17 protein-coding genes and 1 pseudogene are annotated in these 19,870 nt (G+C 72.5%); 7 read left to right on the top strand and 11 right to left on the bottom strand.

Going from position 1 to position 19,870, the window contains the following annotated elements:
• Positions 1-618 precede the first annotated feature (618 nt).
• The 9 genes and pseudogenes from pyrF to pyrR all read right to left on the bottom strand — a co-directional run bounded on the left by pyrF (position 619) and on the right by pyrR (position 10,678).
• Positions 619-1,317 carry an orotidine-5'-phosphate decarboxylase gene (gene pyrF, locus AB0I04_RS02820; protein WP_360877909.1) on the bottom strand — a complete coding sequence of 233 codons (699 nt, stop codon included), beginning with the start codon at positions 1,315-1,317 and terminating at the stop codon, positions 619-621.
• Complete coding sequence (locus AB0I04_RS02815) at positions 1,314-2,339, bottom strand: dihydroorotate dehydrogenase (RefSeq protein WP_360877906.1); 1,026 nt, start codon at positions 2,337-2,339, stop codon at positions 1,314-1,316. Before AB0I04_RS02815 ends, pyrF begins: the two co-directional genes overlap by 4 nt.
• Positions 2,336-3,214: a dihydroorotate dehydrogenase electron transfer subunit gene (locus tag AB0I04_RS02810; protein ID WP_360877903.1), complete on the bottom strand. Its 879-nt coding sequence runs from the start codon at positions 3,212-3,214 to the stop codon at positions 2,336-2,338. The genes AB0I04_RS02815 and AB0I04_RS02810 overlap by 4 nt, the downstream gene beginning before the upstream one ends.
• Positions 3,211-6,549 carry a carbamoyl-phosphate synthase large subunit gene (carB, locus tag AB0I04_RS02805; RefSeq protein ID WP_360877900.1) on the bottom strand — a complete coding sequence of 1,113 codons (3,339 nt, stop codon included), beginning with the start codon at positions 6,547-6,549 and terminating at the stop codon, positions 3,211-3,213. The genes AB0I04_RS02810 and carB overlap by 4 nt, the downstream gene beginning before the upstream one ends.
• Complete coding sequence (locus AB0I04_RS02800; protein ID WP_360877898.1) at positions 6,549-6,746, bottom strand: hypothetical protein; 198 nt, start codon at positions 6,744-6,746, stop codon at positions 6,549-6,551. Before AB0I04_RS02800 ends, carB begins: the two co-directional genes overlap by 1 nt.
• Complete coding sequence (gene carA / locus AB0I04_RS02795) at positions 6,743-7,858, bottom strand: glutamine-hydrolyzing carbamoyl-phosphate synthase small subunit (protein ID WP_360877895.1); 1,116 nt, start codon at positions 7,856-7,858, stop codon at positions 6,743-6,745. The genes AB0I04_RS02800 and carA overlap by 4 nt, the downstream gene beginning before the upstream one ends.
• Entirely contained in the window at positions 7,855-9,135 is a 1,281-nt protein-coding gene (locus AB0I04_RS02790; RefSeq protein ID WP_360878793.1) for a dihydroorotase, read from the bottom strand. The genes carA and AB0I04_RS02790 overlap by 4 nt, the downstream gene beginning before the upstream one ends.
• A 101-nt stretch (positions 9,136-9,236) precedes the next feature.
• A pseudogene (locus AB0I04_RS02785) lies at positions 9,237-10,145 on the bottom strand (aspartate carbamoyltransferase catalytic subunit); the annotation flags it as partial.
• The gene (gene pyrR / locus AB0I04_RS02780) at positions 10,142-10,678 is read right to left on the bottom strand and encodes a bifunctional pyr operon transcriptional regulator/uracil phosphoribosyltransferase PyrR (RefSeq protein ID WP_360877892.1); all 537 of its coding nucleotides are present in this window, start codon (positions 10,676-10,678) and stop codon (positions 10,142-10,144) included. The pseudogene AB0I04_RS02785 and the gene pyrR, both read right to left, overlap by 4 nt.
• A 552-nt stretch (positions 10,679-11,230) precedes the next feature.
• On the opposite strand from pyrR, the gene AB0I04_RS02775 reads away from it, so the two are divergent.
• Positions 11,231-11,725 (top strand): transcriptional regulator, encoded by a 495-nt coding sequence (locus AB0I04_RS02775; RefSeq protein ID WP_252782932.1) that lies wholly within the window; start codon positions 11,231-11,233, stop codon positions 11,723-11,725.
• A 527-nt stretch (positions 11,726-12,252) separates the two neighbouring features.
• Positions 12,253-13,464: a Cmx/CmrA family chloramphenicol efflux MFS transporter gene (locus tag AB0I04_RS02770; protein WP_360877889.1), complete on the top strand. Its 1,212-nt coding sequence runs from the start codon at positions 12,253-12,255 to the stop codon at positions 13,462-13,464.
• Positions 13,465-13,915: 451 nt separating this feature from the next.
• Here AB0I04_RS02770 and AB0I04_RS02765 read toward each other — a convergent pair whose 3' ends face one another.
• On the bottom strand, positions 13,916-14,299 hold the full coding sequence (locus tag AB0I04_RS02765; RefSeq protein WP_345431319.1) for an SAV_6107 family HEPN domain-containing protein: 384 nt from the start codon (positions 14,297-14,299) through the stop codon (positions 13,916-13,918).
• 345 nt (positions 14,300-14,644) lie between these two features.
• On the opposite strand from AB0I04_RS02765, the gene AB0I04_RS02760 reads away from it, so the two are divergent.
• The 5 genes from AB0I04_RS02760 to AB0I04_RS02740 all read left to right on the top strand — a co-directional run bounded on the left by AB0I04_RS02760 (position 14,645) and on the right by AB0I04_RS02740 (position 18,979).
• Positions 14,645-15,109 (top strand): YbaK/EbsC family protein, encoded by a 465-nt coding sequence (locus AB0I04_RS02760; RefSeq protein WP_360877886.1) that lies wholly within the window; start codon positions 14,645-14,647, stop codon positions 15,107-15,109.
• A gap of 290 nt (positions 15,110-15,399) precedes the next feature.
• Positions 15,400-16,419 (top strand): hypothetical protein, encoded by a 1,020-nt coding sequence (locus AB0I04_RS02755; protein ID WP_360877883.1) that lies wholly within the window; start codon positions 15,400-15,402, stop codon positions 16,417-16,419.
• The gene (locus AB0I04_RS02750; protein WP_360877880.1) at positions 16,416-16,742 is read left to right on the top strand and encodes a hypothetical protein; all 327 of its coding nucleotides are present in this window, start codon (positions 16,416-16,418) and stop codon (positions 16,740-16,742) included. The genes AB0I04_RS02755 and AB0I04_RS02750 overlap by 4 nt, the downstream gene beginning before the upstream one ends.
• Before the next feature lie 5 nt (positions 16,743-16,747).
• Complete coding sequence (locus AB0I04_RS02745; protein WP_360877877.1) at positions 16,748-17,335, top strand: GNAT family N-acetyltransferase; 588 nt, start codon at positions 16,748-16,750, stop codon at positions 17,333-17,335.
• Between the two features lie 198 nt (positions 17,336-17,533).
• On the top strand, positions 17,534-18,979 hold the full coding sequence (locus AB0I04_RS02740) for a phospholipid carrier-dependent glycosyltransferase (RefSeq protein ID WP_360877875.1): 1,446 nt from the start codon (positions 17,534-17,536) through the stop codon (positions 18,977-18,979).
• On the opposite strand, the gene metF is transcribed toward AB0I04_RS02740, so the two are convergent.
• On the bottom strand, positions 18,928-19,839 hold the full coding sequence (metF, locus tag AB0I04_RS02735; RefSeq protein ID WP_360877872.1) for a methylenetetrahydrofolate reductase [NAD(P)H]: 912 nt from the start codon (positions 19,837-19,839) through the stop codon (positions 18,928-18,930). The two genes, AB0I04_RS02740 and metF, sit on opposite strands and share 52 nt — an antisense overlap.
• Positions 19,840-19,870: the final 31 nt, after the last annotated feature.

Here is a 19,870-nt window from a genome sequence, read left to right as displayed (position 1 = left end):
CCGGGCACGAGACGACCGATCGACACGCCTGAAACGGCTCCCACGCGCCGGCCCCGCGGCACCGCGCGAGCGAGCGGCACGCCCTACGCGCCCCCGCACGCCGATGCACCGCCGCGCACGGACGGAGCAGTCCGGCGGCGCCCCACAGCCGGGCACAGGACGGCCGAGCAACGCCCCACACGCGGCTCCCCCACGCCGGAGCGCCGCCGCGTCGGACAGGCGCCCGGCACGCCTCAGCGGGCTCCTGCGGGCCGGAACCGCCCGCTGCAGCACCGCGCGGGCGCCCAACGCGCCCCCCGCACGCCGATGCGCCGCCGAGCCGGACGAAGCGACGCCTCAGACGGCACCGTACGCCGGAACCGCCAACCGCCTGGAACAGCGACCGACACGCCTCACACGGCCCCCACGCGCCTGGACCCCTCTGCCACGTCGCGCGGGCGAGCGACGCGCCCCACACGGCTCCCGTACGCCGGTGCGCCGCCGCACCGGACCGGCGAGCGACGCGGTACATACGTGCGCCAGACTCCCGCCGACGCACCCCGCAGGCGAGCGATACGCCCCACACGGCTCCCACACACCGGTGCGGCTCCACCGCACCGGACGGGCGAGCGACGCGCCTCAGACGGCTCCCGTGCGCCGGAGTGCCGCCGCGATGCCCGCTGCCGCTGCGCCCGGGTCGGGTGCGCCGGTGATGGGCCGGCCGATCACGAGGAGGTCGGCTCCGGCGGCGAGGGCCTCCTCGGGCGTGGCGACGCGCGCCTGGTCCTGTGTGGCGGTGCCGGGCGGCCGTACGCCCGGTGTGATGAGCGTGATGCCGGGACCGACCTCCGCGCGGACGTCCGCGACCTCTCGGGGCGAGCACACCAGCGCCTGGGCCCCGGCGTCGACCGCGAGAGCGGCCATACGGCGCACGACGTCCGACGCCGGACCCGTGAGTCCCACCCCGGCCAGATCGGCCTCCGAGAGGGACGTGAGGACCGTTACAGCGGCGATCTTGGTCTGCGGGGCCGCCTCGACGGCCGCGCGGATCATGGCGGCGCCGCCGCCGGCGTGCACGGTGAGGTACGCGGGCTTCAGCCGGGCCACCGCGTGCGCGGCGCCCGCGACGGTCGCCGGGATGTCGTGCAGCTTCAGGTCGAGGAAGACCTGCACTCCGCTCGCCCCGCGGACGCTGGCGACGACGTCCGGGCCGTACCGCAGGTACAGCTCCAGGCCGACCTTGACCGTGCTGACGTGCGGCGTCACCAGCGCGGCCCAGCGCGCGGCGGTCTCGAGGTCCGCCGCGTCGAGCGCGACGGCGATGGGAGCGGTGTTCACTGGGTGGTCTCCTGTTCGGTCGGCTCGGTCGGGCCCGCCTCGGCGGTGTCGGCGGCCGCCAGGCCGACGTTGGGGTCGATGCGGCGGTGGAGGCTCCCCGCCGGCTTGTGGGCGAGCCCTATGACGTCGGCGAGCCGGTCGATGCCTCGCTGCTTCAACGCCCCGTCGAGTTCGCGCAGGATGCGTACGCAGGCGGACGGGTCGTGGAGGGTCGCCGTGCCCACCGCGACGGCCGAGGCGCCCGCGAGGACGAACTCCAGGGCGTCCAGGCCGGTCCGTATCCCGCCCATCCCGACGATGGGCACCTCGGGCAGTGCCGCGTGCACCTGGTAGACGCAGCGGACCGCCACGGGGCGGATCGCGGGTCCGGACAGTTCGCCCGTCACACCGGCGAGCCGCGGGCGGAGCGTGTCGGTGTCGATGGCCATGCCGTGCAGCGTGTTGATCATCGACAGGCCGTCGGCGCCGGCGTCCGCGCAGGCCATGGCCACGCCGACGATGTCGGTGACGTCCGCGGACAGTTTGGCGAGCACGGGGAGGCGGCGCGGCGCGCTCGCCCGCACCGCGCGCACCAGGCGGGCGGCGGCCGACGGGTGGGCCGCGAACATCGACCCGCGGTCCTCGACGTTGGGGCAGGAGGTGTTGATCTCGATCGCGGCGACGCCGGGGGCGTCTCCGAGCAGGCGGGCGACCTCGGCGTACTCGCCGACGCTGCCGCCCGCGACCGAGACGATGACGCGTGCCTCCCGCTCGGCGAGCCAGGGCAGGTCGCGGGTCAGGAAGGCCTCGACGCCCGGGCCCTGCAGCCCGGCGGCGTTGAGGACGCCGCTGGGGGTCTCGGTGAGCCGGGGCGCGGGGCGCCCGGCGCGCGGGCTGGGCGTGATGGACGGCGTGATCAGGGCGCCGAGCCGTCCGACGTCGAAGAAGCGGCCCAGTTCGCGGCCGGTGCCTCCGCAGCCCGCCGCCGTCATGACGGGGTTCGGCAGCGTGACGTCGCCGATCCGGGTCTCGAGGTCGATCATGAGAGGGATCCGGGGAGTACGGAGCGGGGGGCGCCGTAGGCGTCGAACGGGATCGTGCCGAGGTCGTCCCAGCGCACCCGCTCGCCGCGGAACACCGGGCCCTCGACGCACGAGCGCGCCATGTGGGTGACGCCCTCGTCGTCGATCACGGGGAGCGCGCAGGCCATGCAGACGCCCGTGCCGCAGGACATCGGCTCCTCGACCGCCACCTGGGCGGGCAGGTCGTACTTCGCGGCGGTCCGGGTGACGGAACGGAGGGTCTCCGTCGGCCCGCAGGCGTACACGACGTCGGCGGCGACCTCATCGACGACGGCGGCCACCAGGTCCTCGGGCCGGCCCTGCTGTCCGAGCGAGCCGTCCTCGGTGGTGACGGAGGTGGAGTCGGCGACGCGGCGCGCCGCGCGTGTGCCGTACACGTGCTCGGAGTCCGCGCCGCCGAGCACGAAGTGGACGGCGCAGTCGCGCTGGCGCAGCACGGCCGCGAGGGGGAACAGCGCCGCCCCGGAGTGCCCCTCACCGACGAGGACGCAGCGCACGGGGTGGCGCGGCAGCGGGAAGGGGCGGCCGAGGGGGCCGGCGAGGTCGAGGATGTCGCGTGGGCGCAGCGCCGCCAGCCACCGGGTGCCGGCGCCGCGCACCGCGAAGACGATCTCGACGGTGCCGCCGTAGTCGGGTTTGACCTCGCGGACGAAGAAACATCGCCGCGTCAGCATGCTCGACTCGTCGCCGCCGACGGCCAGGGAGACGAACTGGCCCGGCCGGAAGCGCTCGGCGACGCCCGGGGCCACCAGGGTGATCGTGTGGTAGGCCCCGGTCCGCCGTATCGTCAGGACCGTTCCGGGCACCTGGACCGGTGCGACCGGTGAGTCGGTCAACTGTCCTCCTTGCCACCCCAGAGGTGCTCCGCGTGCTCCTGCAGCGACCGGACACCGACGACGCCGGCGGCGATGGCCTCGATGCCCTGGACCGCCGCGCCGAGCGCCTGGACGGTGGTGAGACAGGGCACGCCGCGCAGGACGGCGGCGGTGCGGATCTCGTATCCGTCGAGCCGCGGCCCGGACTGTCCGGGGCTGCCGAACGGGGTGTTCACGATGAGGTCGACCTCGCCGTCGAGAATGCGCCGCACGATCGTCGGCTCGCCATCCGGCCCGGGGCCGGCGCTGTGCTTACGCACGATCTTGGCACGCACGCCGTTGCGGCGCAGGACTTCCGCCGTCCCCTCGGTGGCAAGGATCTCGAAGCCGAGGTCGGCCAGCCGCTTCACCGGGAAGATCATCGCTCGCTTGTCCCGGTTCGCCACTGAGACGAACGCGCGGCCCTTGGTGGGCAGCGAGGCGTACACCGCGATCTGCGACTTGGCATACGCCGTGCCGAAGACCGCGTCGATGCCCATGACCTCGCCGGTCGAGCGCATCTCCGGGCCGAGGATGGTGTCGACGCCGACGCCCTCCGGCGTGCGGAACCGGTCGAAGGGCAGCACCGCCTCCTTGACCGAGATCGGCGCGTCGAGCGGGAGGTCCCCGCCGTCTCCGGTCGCGGGCAGGATGCCCTCGGCGCGCAGCTTGGCGACGCTCTCGCCCATCATCACGCGGGCCGCCGCCTTGGCGAGCGGCACAGCCGTGGCCTTGGACACGAACGGCACCGTACGGGACGCACGCGGGTTGGCCTCCAGGACGTACAGGACGCCCGCCGCGAGGGCGTACTGGACGTTCATGAGGCCGCGTACGCCGATCTCCCGGGCGAGGGCCTCGGTGGAGGCGCGGATGCGGCCGATGTCCTCGTGCCCGAGGGTGATCGGCGGCAGCGCGCACGCCGAGTCGCCGGAGTGGATGCCGGCCTCCTCGATGTGCTCCATGACGCCGCCGAGGTACAGGTCCTCACCGTCGTACAGCGCGTCGACGTCGATCTCGATGGCGTCGTCGAGGAACCGGTCGACGAGCACCGGGTGCTCGGGGTTCCACTGCCCGCCGCCGGCGCGCTCGATGTACGACTTCAGGGTGTCCTCGTCGTAGACGATCTCCATGCCGCGCCCGCCGAGGACATACGACGGCCGGACGAGCACCGGGTAGCCGATCTCGGCCGCGATCGCGGCCGCCTCCTCGTACGAGGTCGCGGTGCCGTGCTTGGGCGCCGGCAGCCCGGCGCGGGCCAGGACCTGCCCGAACGCGCCCCGCTCCTCGGCGAGGTGGATGCTCTCCGGCGACGTGCCCACGACCGGCACCCCGGCGTCCTTGAGCTTCTGCGCGAGTCCGAGCGGCGTCTGCCCGCCGAGCTGCACGATGACCCCGGCGACCTCGCCGGTCTCCTGCTCGGCGTGCACGACCTCCAGGACGTCCTCCAGGGTGAGCGGCTCGAAGTAGAGCCGGCCGGAGGTGTCGTAGTCGGTCGAGACGGTCTCGGGGTTGCAGTTGACCATGACGGTCTCGTAGCCGGCGTCGGCCAGCGTGAACGAGGCGTGCACGCAGCTGTAGTCGAACTCGATGCCCTGCCCGATGCGGTTCGGCCCGCTGCCGAGGATGATCACCTTGGGCTTGTCGCCCGGCGGCACCTCGGTCTCCTCGTCGTAGGTCGAGTAGAGGTACGGCGTGCGGGCCTCGAACTCGGCGGCGCAGGTGTCGACGGTCAGGTAGACGGGCCGGATGCCCAGGGCCTGCCGCAGCTCGCGGACGACCTCGGCGGAGGTGCCGCGGATCTCGGCGATCTGCTCGTCGGAGAAGCCGTGCCGCTTCACCTCGCGCAGCGCCTCCGGGTCGAGCTGGTCGCCCGCCACGGCGGCGGCGATCTCGTCGAGGGAGGCGATCTGGTCGAGGAACCACGGGTCGATCCGCGTCGCCTCGTAGAGCTCCTCGACGGTCGCGCCCACCCGGAGCGCCTGCTGGACGTCGCGCAGCCGCCCGTCGTGCGGCCGGCGGGCCCGCTCGATGAGCTCGGCCTTCAGCGCGGCCCGCTCGCCCTCCGTGAGCGCTTCGGGGCCCGGAGCCCAGGAGAAGGAGCTTTCGGCCCTCTCCAGCGACCTCAGGGCCTTCTGCAGCGCCTCGGGGAAGGACCGGCCGATGGCCATGGCCTCGCCGACGGACTTCATGTGGGTCGTCAGCGTCTTGTCGGCCGCGGGGAACTTCTCGAACGCGAACCGCGGCGCCTTCACCACGACGTAGTCGAGGCTCGGTTCGAAGCTCGCGGGCGTCTCTTCGGTGATGTCGTTGCGGATCTCGTCGAGGGTGTAGCCGACGGCGAGCCGGGCGGCGATCTTGGCGATCGGGAAGCCGGTCGCCTTGGACGCCAGCGCGCTGGAACGTGACACGCGCGGGTTCATCTCGATGACGGTCATCCGGCCGGTGGCCGGGTCGATCGCGAACTGGATGTTGCACCCGCCGGTGTCGACGCCGACGGCGCGGATGACGTCGATGGCGACGTCCCGCATCCGCTGGTACTCCCGGTCGGTGAGCGTCATGGCCGGCGCGACGGTGATCGAGTCGCCGGTGTGCACGCCCATCGGGTCGACGTTCTCGATGGAGCAGACGACCACGACGTTGTCGTGCCGGTCGCGCATCAGCTCCAGCTCGAACTCCTTCCAGCCGAGGATCGACTCCTCCAGGAGCACCTCGCTGGTCGGGCTGGCGGCCAGGCCCGCGCCGGCGATGCGGCGCAGGTCGTCCTCGTCGTAGGCCATGCCGGACCCGGCGCCGCCCATCGTGAACGACGGGCGCACGACCATCGGGTAGCCGAGGGTCTCGACGGCGGCCAGGCAGTCGTCCATCGTGTGGCAGATCACGCTGCGCGCGGACTCGGCGCCGATGTCGGCGACGATCTGCTTGAACCGCTCGCGGTTCTCCCCCGCCTGGATGGCGTCGACCTTGGCGCCGATCAGCTCGACGCCGTACCGCTCCAGGACCCCGGACTCGTGCAGGGCCACGGCGGTGTTGAGCGCGGTCTGCCCGCCGAGGGTGGGCAGCAGCGCGTCGGGACGCTCCTTGGCGATGACCTTCTCGACGGTCTCCGGGGTGATCGGCTCGACGTACGTCGCGTCGGCGATCTCCGGGTCGGTCATGATCGTCGCGGGGTTGCTGTTGACGAGGGCCACGCGCAGGCCCTCCGCCTTGAGAACGCGGCACGCCTGGGTGCCGGAGTAGTCGAACTCGGCGGCCTGGCCGATGACGATCGGGCCCGAGCCGATGACGAGGACGGATTTCAGGTCGGTACGGCGCGGCATCAGGTTCCCTGTCCGGAGGCGACCACGAGGGCCACGAGGGCCAGCGCGGTCAAGACGGCTGCGGCGGCGGTGAGGATGAGGGCGAGCGGAGACGGCGGACGGGCCCGTACGACGGCGTCGTTCGGGTCGACGGGCACGTGGCCGTGCGACGCGCTGTCGGAGGCGTGGTCGGCCTCATGGCCGGAGACGTCACTCATTTTTCTTCCATCAACTCGCAGAACCGGTCGAACAGGCCGGTCGCGTCGTGCGGGCCCGGCGCGGCCTCCGGGTGGTACTGGACGCTGAAAGCCGGCCGGTCGAGCAGCCGCAGCCCCTCGACGACGCCGTCGTTGAGGTCGACGTGGCTGACCTCGGCGCGGCCGTACGGCGTGTCGAACGGGCCGTCCACGGGGGCCTCGACGGCGAAGCCGTGGTTGTGGCTGGTGATGTGCACCCGCCCGTTGGCACGGTCCTGCACCGGCTGGTTGACGCCCCGGTGGCCGAAGCGCAGCTTGTACGTGCCGAGGCCGAGCGCCCGGCCCAGCATCTGGTTGCCGAGGCAGATGCCGAACACCGGCGTGCCGGAGTCCAGCACGCCGCGCATCGACTCGACGGCGTAGCCGCAGGCGGCCGGGTCACCCGGCCCGTTGCTGTAGAAGACGCCGTCCGGCCCGACCGCGAGGATCTCCTCGGCGGTCGCGGTCGCGGGCAGCACGTGCACCTCGCAGCCGCGCTCGGCCATGCGCCGCGGGGTCATCGCCTTGATACCGAGGTCGATCGCCGCCACCCGGTGGCGCACCTCCCCCTCGGGGCGCACGACGTACGGCTCGGGTGTGGACACCACACGGGCCAGGTCGGCGCCGATCATGTCCGGGCTGGCCAGTACGCGCTCCAGTAGCGCCTCGGGGTCGGTCTCGGCCGTGCTGACCCCGGCCCGCATGGCGCCCTTGTCGCGCAGGTGGCGGGTGAGCGCCCGGGTGCCGTTGATCGCGATGCCGACGACGCCGTACTCGCGCAGTTCGTCGTCGAGCGAGCGGCGCGCCCGCCAGTTGGAGACGATCCGGGACGGCTCGCGGACGACGTACCCGGCGACCTGGACGCGGCCGGACTCCGGGTCCTCGTCGTTGACGCCGGTGTTGCCGATGTGCGGCGCGGTCATCGTGACGATCTGCCGGTGGTACGACGGGTCGGTCAGCGTCTCCTGGTAGCCCGTCATGCCGGTGTTGAAGACGATCTCCCCGAAGGCCTCGCCCTCGGCGCCGTACGCCGTGCCGTGGAACGTCCGGCCGTCCTCCAGGACGAGCAGCGCGGGCTTGGTCGCGGAACTCAAATTACCTTTCCTTCCAGGACGGTGGGGCGGCCGCGCAGGAACGTCGCGCGCACCCGGCCCGGCAGCGTGAGCCCGGCGAACGGGGTGTTGCGGCTCTTCGAGGCGAAGACCGCCGGGTCGACGGCCGTGCGCGGGGCCGGGTCGTACAGCGTCAGGTTGGCCGGGGCGCCGACCTCGACCGGCTGGCCCTGGCCGTTGAGGCGGCCGATGCGCGCCGGCCGGGCCGACATGCGGTCGGCGACGCCGGCCCAGTCGAGCAGGCCGGTCTCGACCATGGCCTCCTGGACGACGGACAGGGCCGTCTCCAGCCCGATCATGCCCATCGCGGCCGGCGCCCACTCGGTCTCCTTGGCCTCGGCCGGATGCGGGGCGTGGTCGGTGGCGACGCAGTCGATCGTGCCGTCGGCGAGGGCCTCGCGCAGCGCCTCGACGTCGGCCTTGGTGCGCAGCGGCGGGTTCACCTTGTAGACCGGGTCGTAGGTCTCGGCGAGCTCGTCGGTCAGCAGCAGGTGGTGCGGCGTGACCTCGGCCGTCACCTGCCAGCCCTTGCTTTTCGCCCACCGGAGGATCTCCACCGAGCCGGCGGTGGAGACGTGGCAGACGTGCAGCCGGGAGCCGACGTGCGCGGCGAGCAGGCAGTCGCGGGCGATGATCGCCTCTTCGGCGACGGCCGGCCAGCCGGCCAGGCCGAGCCGCCCGGAGACCTCGCCCTCGTTCATCTGCGCGTGCTCGGTGAGCCGTGGCTCCTGCGCGTGCTGGGCGACGACGCCGTCGAAGGCCTTGACGTACTCCAGCGCGCGGCGCATCAGCACCGCGTCCGACACGCAGTGGCCGTCGTCGGAGAACACCCGGACCCGCGCGGCCGAGTCGGCCATCGCGCCCAGTTCGGCGAGGCGCTCGCCCTCCAGGCCGCGCGTGACCGCGCCGACCGGGTGGACGTCGCAGTGGCCGGCCTCCCGGCCGAGGCGCCACACCTGCTCGACGACGCCGGCCGTGTCGGCGACGGGCTCGGTGTTGGCCATGGCGTGGACCGCGGTGTAGCCGCCGGCCGCAGCGGCGCGGGTGCCGGTCTCGACCGTCTCGGCGTCCTCCCGGCCCGGCTCGCGCAGGTGGGTGTGCAGGTCGACCAGGCCCGGCAGCGCGATCAGGCCGCCGGCTTCGACGACGGTCGCCTCCGGCGCGGTCAGGCCCGCGCCGATCTCGGCGACGAGGCCGTCGCGGAGCAGGATGTCGGCGGGCGCCCCGCCGAGGATCCGCGCGCCCTTGATGAGGAACATCACGCCTCTTCCCTTCTCGATGCGTCGCCGCCGGTGCGTGCCTCGTCTCGGTCGCGAGACACCTCACTGCGGCCGGAGGCGTCGCCGCCGATCGCCGGCTCGGAGCCGCCCAGGAGGAGGTAGAGCACGGCCATCCGGACGGTGACGCCGTTGGCGACCTGCTCGACGATGGTCGAGCGCGGCGAGTCGGCGACCTCCGCGGCGATCTCGACGCCGCGGTTCATCGGGCCGGGGTGCATGACGATCGCGTGGTCCGGGAGCGCGGCCAGGCGGCGGGCGTCCAGGCCGTACCGCCGGCTGTACTCGCGGACGGTCGGGAAGAAGGCGTCGGTCATCCGCTCCTGCTGAACCCGCAGCATCATCACGACATCGCTCTTGGGCAGGACCGCGTCGAAGTCGTAGGCGACCTCGCACGGCCACGTGTCGACCGCGACGGGGAACAGCGTGGGCGGCGCGACGAGCGTGACCTCCGCGCCGAGGGTGTTCAGCAGCAGAACGTTCGAGCGGGCGACCCGGCTGTGCAGGATGTCGCCCACGATGGTGACCCGGCGGCCGTCGAGGTCGCCGAGCCGCCGGCGCATGGTGTACGCGTCGAGCAGCGCCTGCGTCGGGTGCTCGTGCGTGCCGTCCCCGGCGTTGACGACGCTGCCGCGCACCCAGCCGGCGAGCCGCTGCGGCGCGCCGGAGGCGTTGTGGCGGATGACGACGCCGTCGGCGCCCATCGCCTCCAGGGTCAGCGCGGTGTCCTTGAGGCTCTCGCCCTTCGACACGCTGGAGCCCTTGGCCGAGAAGTTGATGACGTCGGCCGACAGCCGCTTGGCGGCGGCCTCGAACGAGATGCGCGTGCGCGTGGAGTCCTCGAAGAAGAGGTTGACGACGGTGCGCCCGCGCAGCGTGGGCAGCTTCTTGATCGGGCGATCGGCGATCCGGGACAGCTCTTCGGCGGTGTCGAGGACGAGCAGCGCGTCGTCCCGGGTGAGATCGGCCGCCGAGATCAGGTGGCGCTTCACTTGGGGACCTCCAGAACGACGGCGTCCCGGCCGTCGGTCTCGGCGAGCAGCACCTTGACCTTCTCGCGGGTGCTGGTCGGAAGGTTCTTACCGACGTAGTCGGCGCGGATGGGCAGCTCGCGGTGGCCGCGGTCGACCAGAATGGCGAGCTGCACGGCGCGCGGGCGGCCGAGGTCGTTCAGCGCGTCGAGGGCCGCCCGGACGGTGCGGCCGGAGAAGAGGACGTCGTCGACGAGGACGACGACGCGGTCGTCGACCCCCTCGGGCGGCAGCTCGGTGCGGCCGAGGGCGCGCGCCGGGCGCAGGCGCAGATCGTCGCGGTACATCGTCACGTCGAGCGAGCCCCGCGGGACGGGGGCGCCTTCGACGTCGGTGATCCGCTCGGCCAGCCGGGCGGCGAGCGTGACCCCGCGTGTCGGGATTCCGAGCAGAACGATGTCGCGGCCACCCTTGGTGCGTTCGAGGATCTCGTGAGCGATCCGAGTGAGCGCGCGCCGGATGTCGGGGGCCTCGAGAACGGTCTTGTGACTCACATCACTATCGGGTGACGGTCCGTGCGCGGGCACGGAGGCAGCACTCACCTCGATAACCTCCTTTCCCGCCTCTCTGGACGGGTCTTAAAGGACGTCGGGCGCTATCACGGTAGCAGCCCGGACGTACACGCCCCGCACCGGCACCGTCACGTTTTCGCTGGTGACGACGCTGCGCAAGCGGGCCGCCGGACGCCGGGCCGGGGATATGGCAAGCTTTTACCCAACGGTCGGCGGCCCCCACGGCGTCGGCCCACCGGATCCCGCGGGCCCCTGCGGGCAAGGGGTTCCGGGCCCTCCGAGCCCCTCGTCGGAGGCTCTCCGAGCGCCGACTGTTTCGCCGCTTTTTTCCAATCAGCTTGACCTGGGGCTCTACCCGTTTTACCGTCACTGTCCGTAACCATCCCAGGAGATGGACCCCTCGGGCAGTCGGCCCCCCGGCCGGCTGAGAGTGCGCCTGCATGGGCACACCCGTCTCGGGGCGGCGGGGTTTCCCGTCCGGGTCCCCCTCCCGGGGCCACTATCGACGACGAGAAAGTGAGCCTGGGGGCCGCGATGCCGTCTGAATACGCTAAGGCTCTCGGCGCGAGACTTCGCGCCATCCGTACCCAGCAGGGCCTGTCCCTGCACGGTGTGGAAGAGAAATCACGTGGCCGCTGGAAGGCCGTCGTCGTGGGTTCGTACGAGCGGGGCGACCGCGCCGTCACCGTTCAGAAGCTGGCCGAGCTCGCCGAGTTCTATGGCGTGCCGGTGTCCGAGTTGCTCCCCGGCGGAGCCGCGCCGAGTCCGCTCGGCCCGACGCCGAAGCTCGTGATCGATCTCGAGCGACTCCAACAGCTTCCGAAGGACAAGGCCGGTCCCCTCGCCCGTTACGCCGCGACGATTCAAAGCCAGCGGGGCGACTACAACGGAAAGGTCCTGTCCATCCGGCAGGAGGATCTGCGTTCGCTGGCGGTGATCTACGACAAGTCACCGACGGAGCTCACCGAGGAGCTGATCGGCTGGGGCGTTCTCGATCCTGAGGCACGCCGCGCCGTCGAGGCGTTCTGATCCAATCTCCTGGTCATGCGGCACCTCGGATCGCCGCATGATCGATGCGTCGTGACGGAGCCCGTCCGGCATGCCACCGGGCGGGTTTCTTCATGCCTGAATCGACCCGATTTGCGCCATTTGTGCGCAGCCGACCGTCTTCGCCACCGAGATCACCGGCCCGGCCGCACAGCACCCGCCTCCGGGCCGGGCGCGTAATGCGGTGGACGAGCCGGGCCGCCCGTCGCTACTGTGCGCCCCATGTCGGGTCCTGAGGCGTCCAGACCGTAGCCACCGGTCCGTCGGTGGCTTCTCGTGATGTGCCGCGGCAGCGCCGCGGCCGAGTCCGCCCGCCCTTTCGCCGCCGGATGACCGTCGTACGGACCGATCTCCCCAGGAGGCCCATGGCCTCGGCCGTCTTCGTGCCGAGCCCGGTCTCCTTCACCCGGTAGCGCCCGCCCCGTCCTCCGCCGCGCCACACGGTCGGTCCCGGATGCCGTGCCGGCGCGCCGTGTCCTCGTTCCGACGCGGTTGTGGAGTCTCCGCTCATGCCCTTCGTCATCTACGTCCTCGGCCTCACGGTGTTCGCCCAGGGGACGTCCGAGTTCATGCTGTCCGGGCTGATCCCGGACATCGCCCGTGACCTGAAAGTGCCCATCCCCGCCGCCGGCGCGCTGACGTCGGCTTTCGCCATGGGAATGATCGTCGGAGCACCGCTGATGGCGGTGCTCAGCCTGCGCTGGCCCCGGCGGCGGGCGCTGCTCGTCTTCCTGATCGCGTTCATGCTCGTGCACGTCATCGGAGCTGTCACCGGCAGCCTGTCCGTGCTCCTCGTGACCCGGGTGCTCGGGGCGCTGGCCAACGCCGGTTTCCTCGCCGTGGGCCTCGCGACGGCCACCGCTCTGGTCCCACCGAACGCCAAGGGGCGGGCGACGTCCGTCCTCCTGGGCGGCATCACGCTCGCCTGCGTCGCCGGCGTGCCCGCCGGAGCCGCGCTCGGTCAGGCGCTCGGCTGGCGGTCGGCGTTCTGGGCCGTGGCCCTGGTCTGTCTCCCGGCCGTCTTCGCCGTGCTGCGCTCGGTGCCGGACACCGCGCGGGCGACCGGCGGCGGGGCCCGTCCCAGGGCCCGGCGCGAACTGCGGGCACTGCGGAGCCCGCGGCTGCTGGTCGTGCTGCTGCTGGCCGCGCTGGTGAACGCCGCCACCTTCTGCACGTTCACCTACCTGGCCGTGCTCGTCACCGGCGTCAGCGGCTTCTCCGAGGACTGGATGCCCGGGATACTGGCGCTGTTCGGCCTCGGGTCGTTCGCCGGGGTGACGATCGGCGGGCGCCTGTCCGACACGCGGCCCATGCGGGTCCTGGTTCCGGGCGGGATCGCCCTGCTCGCCGGGTGGGTGCTCCTGGCCGTGACCGCGGGCAGCCCGGTAGCCGCGTTCGTGCTGGTCTTCGTCCAGGGAACCCTTTCGTTCGCCGTCGGCTCGACGCTGATCGCCCAGATTCTGTACGCGGCGAAGGAGGCGCCTTCACTCGGCGGATCCTTCGCGACCGCGGCGCTCAACGTGGGCGCCGCCGCCGGTCCCGCCATCGGCGGCGCCACCATCGCCGCCGGACTCGGCTACCGCTCGCCGCTGTGGGTCAGCGCCCTGCTCGTCGCGGCGGCGTTCGGCGCGGCGGGCCTCGCCCAGGCCGTGCGGCGCCTGCGCCCCGCAACACGCGAGGAGGCACCGGCCTCCAAGCCCATCGGGCGGCCTGCTCGGTGACAGGGGTGCGCTCCGCAGGGGGCATGCGCCTCCGGAAGGGCTCGCGGCCGCGGTCACCGAGCGTTCGGCACATAGCCCGCAGCACGCGGCGCAAGATTCGCAACGCGGCACGCGGCACGCGGCACGCAGCCCGCAGGGCACAGCGCTCGGCACGCGCCGCGCGGGGCTGGGCAGCACGTGGTGCGAGATGCGCGGCACATGGGGCGGGGCGCGCGGCCCCGTGGGCACGGCACGTGGCGCGCGGCAGGAGGTGGCGCAGGGCGCGCGGCGCGGCTGGGGCGGCACGCGGCACGCGGCTTGCGGCGGACGGCTTGCGCGGGCGGAGCGCCGCCCGGCGGCAGCAGGGCATGGTAAGCGGCCGCGCGGGTCCCGCCGCTTCGGGGGGAGGTCCACGACGGGACCCGCGGGCACGAACCGTGCTCCGGTGAAGAGCCGGTCCCCAGAAGGGGTCTCAGCCGGCGGCGGGCAGCATGGGCTGGCCCGGGACGCCGAGGGTGGTCTCGACGAGCGACACGAAGATCTCCGCGTCGCGCAGGAGCTCATCGGCCTCATCCGCGGTGACCGCACGCGGCAGGCCGGCCTCCGCCGCGGCGCGCTTGTCGGCGCCGGCGGCGAAGAACGCCGCCCATTCGCGCAGCGCGGGCTCGGCCTCGGGGAGCAGCACCCAGACGCTGCGCGGTCTACCACGGGTGCGCGATCCGGGATCGGCGCGCTCGGCGAGCACGGCGGCGGCGGCGCGCAACGCGGCCAGGTGGGCCGCGACATAGCGCAGCGCCGGGGCGGCCGACTCTGCGGCCTCGATTAGGCCGCGCCGGGCCGTCTGAAGGAGTGACATCGCTGATGCGGCGGGCCTGCGCCGTGGCGCTGGACGAAGGGGGGCGGCAGTTGACGACCTTGCGGACATGACATGCCTCCTTCCGCTGGGCGGGCCCGAGGGCCCAGGGGAGGCCGGGCGAAGCGCTTCCCCTCGCCCCGCCCGGCCGTCGCATCTCGCCCGGCATGCGCTGCCCGCGAGAGACGATCCCCTCGGCGCGGGCCGCGAGTCCCGCGCCGTACTCGAACACAGGTTCGAGTACGTACTTCAGTAAAGCGTCCGACGCCGCATTCGTCAACGCGTTCGAATAGATGTGTCGTCGCAGTTCGGAACCTCTTACCTCGCCACCGGCCGTAGGGTGCTGCCATGCACCCCAACGTCGAACACGTCGCCGCCCGCCTGCGCGAACTGGGCGCCACCGGACAGGTCCGCGAGCTTCCGGAGGCCGCCCCGACGGCCGCAACCGCAGCGGCTCAGCTCGGCTGCGACGTCGGCGCCATCGCGAACAGCCTGATCTTCGCCGCCGACGGCGAGCCGCTGCTCGTGCTGACCAGTGGAGCGCACCGGGTGGACACCACCGGCCTCGCCGAGCGGATCGGCGTCGCCCGGATCAAGCGGGCGGACCCCGAGTTCGTCCGGGCGGCCACCGGACAGCCCATCGGAGGCGTCGCTCCCCTCGGCCACCCTCAGCCGATCCGCACGCTCGTCGACGAATGGCTGGCCAAGTACGACGTCGTCTGGGCCGCCGCCGGACACCCGCACACCGTCTTCCCCACCTCGTACGAGGAACTGCTCCGCCTGACCGGCGGCACCCCGACCGACGTCGCGTAGCCCACCCCACCGTGCAGCCCGCCCGAACCGAGCGGCTCGCCGTCGCGCAGCCCGACCGCCCGACCGAGCGGCTCGCTGTCGCGCAGCCAGACCGTCCGCCCTGCGGCATGCCACCGCGCCCCGACGACCCCGACCCGCGGCACACGGGCCGACGTCGCGTAGCCCGCACGCGTGACCGGAGCCGGACGGTCGGTCACGGCATCGGGACCGCGTCGTCGGGGACAACGGCCGACAGGCGGTGATACAACGGTCACCGGAGGCTTGAGCGCACTCTCCGGAGCTGGTGCCCTATGGCTGGACAGGACGGTCTGCGTGCCAGTGCGGCGCGCGACAAGGATTTCGTCGGCATCGACACGGCCGCGATGGCTCAGCTGATCCAGCAGATGACGAGCGCCTCGAACGCCATCACCGCCTGGCTGCGCACGAACGCCGCCCTGCCCCCGAGCGTCCCGCGCACCGGCCTCCGCCAGGCCGCGGCGGTCGAGAGCTGGGTCCGTGCCCAGCCGGGGATGCTGGGCCGGCGACGGGCCTACGCCGACGCGCACCTGAGCAAGGGCGCCGCGAACATGCCCCGCGTTGGCGTGGGCCGGCTCGGCGGCCGTCCGGGCCGTACGACGCCGGCCGGTGCCGGACACACGGTCGGCCACTTCCCCGACGCGCACGCCGCGACCCGAGCCGGGGCCGCCGACGCCGCCGCGATCCACGGGGCGCTCAGCGCCCACCGGCCGATCCCGGCCGACGTCTGGAAGCGGCTGTCGGCCAACGCCGACGACCCCGACTACGTCAAGGGCCTCTACTCCCGTCTCGGCCCGGCCGGCAACGCCGACCTGATCGCCGCGGCGCTGGGTCACGAGGCGCGCCTTGCCGCCGTCCGGGGGTCGCTGGGCCTGGTGAGCCATCATCTGAGGATGGACGAGAAGTGGCTCCGCGAGCTCCTCGACGAGGCGTCGCGGAAGGGCGTGCACGACGACGTCGTCCACGTGCTGGAGCACGCCGGGCTCGACCGGCGCGCGAAGGTCGCTCTCGGCCACATCGGGCTGACGCACCTAGCCGCGGCCCCGCCCGGGCACCGGATCCCCACTCCGCGCCCGCCGCACGAGGCGATGGTCCGCCCGGCCGCGACGGACCCCGAGGCGGCGGCCGAGCTCTACGCCCGTCACTCCGGGACGGTGCACCGCGCCTTGGCGGCCTGCCCGAGCTCGGCGGCGCTGCAGCACCTCGCCGGCCACGCCACGGCTGGTCATGCCTCGGCCGCCCACCCGGCCGACGCCCACCATGCGGCCACCGACGCTCAGAAGGAGGACGCGTGACCGCCTATCCGCCCTCCCCGGGCACCCTCCGCCCGCCGACGGAGCCGCCGGCCGGTCCGCCGGGCAGTCCCGCCCAGCGGCCCAACCCGGAGTACGCCGAGCTGTACGCCGCTTACGAACGCGCCTACGCGAGCGCGGATTCGCTGGAGGCCGCGCTGGATCCGCCGGTCCGTACGGCCGGCGACGCCTGGGTGGGTCCGGCCGCCCGGACGTGGCAGCAGCAGCTCGATACGGAGCGCGGTCAGCTGAAGAAGGCGGCGGCCCAGATTCTGTGGGACATTTACGGCGCACTGTCGAAAATCCCGCCTTATATACCAAAGTGAGCCACGTGAGATCAGCCTTCGGAGCCCGGCGGGACACCGCGCCGCAGATACGGGAGATCGACAAACGGACGTTCTTCCGGCGGCTCGACGCGATGCTGGCGACCTACGCGGCGGCGATGAAGCCGCCGACCGAGCAGATGCCGGGTCGCCGCACCATCATGGAACGCCATACGGTGTACCCCGGCTTCCGCGCGTTCGTCGCCGGGCGGCGGCGCGACGTGAACGGCTTCGCGTACGGCTTCCACGGCGAGCCCGGGCAGTGGTGGCACGACGTCGTCCACGCGGCGCTCACCGAGATCGGCGGCGCCGCGCACGCCCGGCAGTGGATGGACGACACGTTCGAGGTCGCCGAGCTGCACGTCCACCCGGACAGTCAGGGCCAGGGGCTCGGCCGGAGGCTGATCACCACGCTGTGCGCGGAGCGCCCGGAGCGCACGGTCGTGCTGTCCACGCTCGACGCCCAGACGCCCGCCCGTAACCTCTACCGCTCGCTCGGCATGACGGACCTGCTCACCGGTTTCCAGTTTCCGGGGGGCGGGCCCCTCTACGCGGTGATGGGCGCGCGCCTCCCGCTGACCTCCAGGCGCTCGTAGACCTCGCGCGTCGCGGTCGACATTGCCACCTGCGGCGCCGCACACCTACCGGCCGCTGACCCGCATCTCATCTGGGCCGCGTCGATGGTGATCTTGGAAAGGCACTCGCAGGCCGCCCGCGGATCGTCCGTCTGCCACCGAATCGTAAAGAAATCTGCCGTAATCTGACGTTATCCTCGGCTTGGCTAGCCTGCCTTGATGCGATTTGTCCATCGATACGGGGTTTTCTGCTTCGCCATGCTCGGTGGGATCGTGCTCCGGATGCTGGCGATGCTCGGCTATCGGCCCGCCCTGTGGTTCGTGGGCGACTCGTACACCTACCTCGCGATGACGCTGCGCTCGGCGCTGCGGCCGGAGCGCCCCGGCGGCTACCCGCTGATGCTGCGGGCGCTGGAGCCCTTTCACAGCTTCGTGGTGGTGGTCGGGCTGCAGCACTCGTTGACGCTGGCCACGGCTGTGATGATCTATGCCCTGCTGCGGCGCAGCGGACTGCCCGACTGGGGAGCCACCCTGGTCGTGCTGCCCGTACTGTTCGACGCCTACCTGATCCAGCTCGAGCACCTTCTGCTGTCCGACACCCTGTTCATATTCCTGGTCGTGTCGGCGTTCACCGCGCTTCTTTGGCATGAGCGCCCCACCGCTCCGCTCGCGACCGCCGCAGGTGTGTTGCTGGCACTGGCCACCGTGACGCGAACCGTCGGGTTCGCCCTTCTGCTCCTGCTGCCATGCTGGCTGATCGTGCGACGCGCGGGCTGGCGGGCCCTCGCCGTCACGGCGTTGACGGCAGTGCTGCCGCTGGGCGCGTACGCCGTCTCGTACCACTCCCGCTACCACCGTTACGCGCTGAGCGGCGCGGGCGGGGTGTTCCTGTGGTCGCGCGCGATGTCGTTCGCCGACTGCGCGAAAGTCCACCCTCCCGCCGGAGAGACGGCGCTGTGTCCCGTGCCCGGACTCCCGCGCATGCGGCCGGAGACCTACGTCTGGAACGCGTCCTCGCCGATCAACAGACTTCCCACGTTCCGGTTCACCGATTCGAACAACACACTCGCGCAGGACTTCGCGGAGCGAGCGATCCTTGCCCAGCCCGGCGACTACCTGTCCACGGTCGCTCACAGTGTCGCCCGAACCTTTCGCTGGAGCCCCACAAAGGACTACGGCGTCGCACTGCGCTATGAGTTCCATCCGAAGGAACCGGCACCTCCGGTCGAGCACTCCAGCACCATGGACAACGCCCGAAACGACATGGCGGCCTACGACCACCAGCCGCCGCAGGCACCGCGTGTCGTCGAGCCCTACGCGGGCTGGATCCGCGGATATCAGCATCACGTCTATCTGCCCGGACCGATCCTCGGTCTCATGCTGCTGGGCGGGCTGGCCGGAATCGTCGCCGCCTGGCGCTCCTGGGGCGGGCCTGGGCTTCTTCCGTGGGCGGCGGCGATGGTGCTGCTCATCCTGCCGCCGGCCACGATCGACTTCGACTACCGGTACGTCCTGCCCGCGATTCCCCTCGCCTGTCTGAGTCTCGGCATCGCCCTCGCACGAGGCGTATGGGCACCCGCACCCCGCGACGAGACCAGTGGCCTGAGCCGCGCTTACGGCACCAACAGGTTGCGACGGCTCCCGCTGACCTCCAGGCGGTCGTAGACCTCGCGCGTCGCGGTCGACTTGTTGAACGTAATGAAGTGGATGCCGGGCACGCCCTCGTCCAGCAGCGTCCGGCACAGCTCCACGGCCTGGTCGATGCCGAGCCGGCGCACCGCCTCCGGGTCGTCGCCGACGGCCTCGAACCGCTCGGCCAGCTCCGGCGGGAACGGCGCGCCGGACAGCTGCTCGGAGCGTTCGATCGTGCTGAGCTGGGTGACCGGCATGATGCCCGGGATGATCGGCACGTCACAGCCGTGCGCAGCGACCCGGTCGCGTAGCCGCAGGTAGTCCTCGGCCCGGAAGAACATCTGCGTGATGGCGTAGTCGGCGCCGGCCCGGCATTTGCGCACGAAGTGGAGGGTGTCGCTGTCGATGTCCGGCGACCGCGGATGCTTGTACGGGAACGCGGCGACGCCCACGCTGAAGTCGCCCGACGACTTGATCAGCCGCACGACCTCCTCGGCGTACTCGACGCCGTCCGGATGCTTGACCCACTCCCCCATCGGGTCACCGGGCGGATCGCCGCGCAGCGCGAGCAGGTCGCGCACGCCGACGGCGGCGAACCTGCCGATCAGCTGCCGCAGCTCGCGGATCGAGTGGTCGACGGCGGTGAAGTGCGCGACGGGGGTGAGTGTCGTATCGGTCGCGATCCGCTCGACGATCTCGACCGTACGGTCGCGGGTGCCGCCACCGGCCCCGTACGTGACCGAGACGAACGTCGGCTGCAGCACCTCGAGCCGGCGGATCGCCTGCCACAGGTTGCGGGCACCCTGCTCCGTCTTGGGCGGAAAGAATTCGAAGGAGAACGTGAGCTCGCCCGCGGCGAGCACTTCCCGGATCGTGGGGCGAGCGGACGTCATGCAGACCAGGGTAACGGGACGGGCGTTAAGG

This window comes from Actinoallomurus sp. NPDC050550 (genome assembly GCF_040655075.1).
Lineage (GTDB): Bacteria > Actinomycetota > Actinomycetes > Streptosporangiales > Streptosporangiaceae > Actinoallomurus.
Note: the sequence above shows the minus strand (reverse complement) of the source record. Positions and strands in the feature narration are given on the sequence as shown.

Bases quoted from the DNA above. Each gene is read 5' to 3' on its own strand.
- AB0I04_RS02775 (WP_252782932.1), top strand. From the start codon at position 11,231: ATGCCGTCTGAATACGCTAAGGCTCTCGGCGCGAGACTTCGCGCCATC.
- AB0I04_RS02760 (WP_360877886.1), top strand. From the start codon at position 14,645: ATGCACCCCAACGTCGAACACGTCGCCGCCCGCCTGCGCGAACTGGGC.
- AB0I04_RS02800 (WP_360877898.1), bottom strand. From the start codon at position 6,746: ATGAGTGACGTCTCCGGCCATGAGGCCGACCACGCCTCCGACAGCGCG.
- metF (WP_360877872.1), bottom strand. From the start codon at position 19,839: ATGACGTCCGCTCGCCCCACGATCCGGGAAGTGCTCGCCGCGGGCGAG.
- carB (WP_360877900.1), bottom strand. From the start codon at position 6,549: ATGCCGCGCCGTACCGACCTGAAATCCGTCCTCGTCATCGGCTCGGGC.
- AB0I04_RS02815 (WP_360877906.1), bottom strand. From the start codon at position 2,339: ATGATCGACCTCGAGACCCGGATCGGCGACGTCACGCTGCCGAACCCC.
- AB0I04_RS02765 (WP_345431319.1), bottom strand. From the start codon at position 14,299: ATGTCACTCCTTCAGACGGCCCGGCGCGGCCTAATCGAGGCCGCAGAG.
- AB0I04_RS02790 (WP_360878793.1), bottom strand. From the start codon at position 9,135: ATGTTCCTCATCAAGGGCGCGCGGATCCTCGGCGGGGCGCCCGCCGAC.
- AB0I04_RS02770 (WP_360877889.1), top strand. From the start codon at position 12,253: ATGCCCTTCGTCATCTACGTCCTCGGCCTCACGGTGTTCGCCCAGGGG.
- AB0I04_RS02740 (WP_360877875.1), top strand. From the start codon at position 17,534: ATGCGATTTGTCCATCGATACGGGGTTTTCTGCTTCGCCATGCTCGGT.
- AB0I04_RS02755 (WP_360877883.1), top strand. From the start codon at position 15,400: ATGGCTGGACAGGACGGTCTGCGTGCCAGTGCGGCGCGCGACAAGGAT.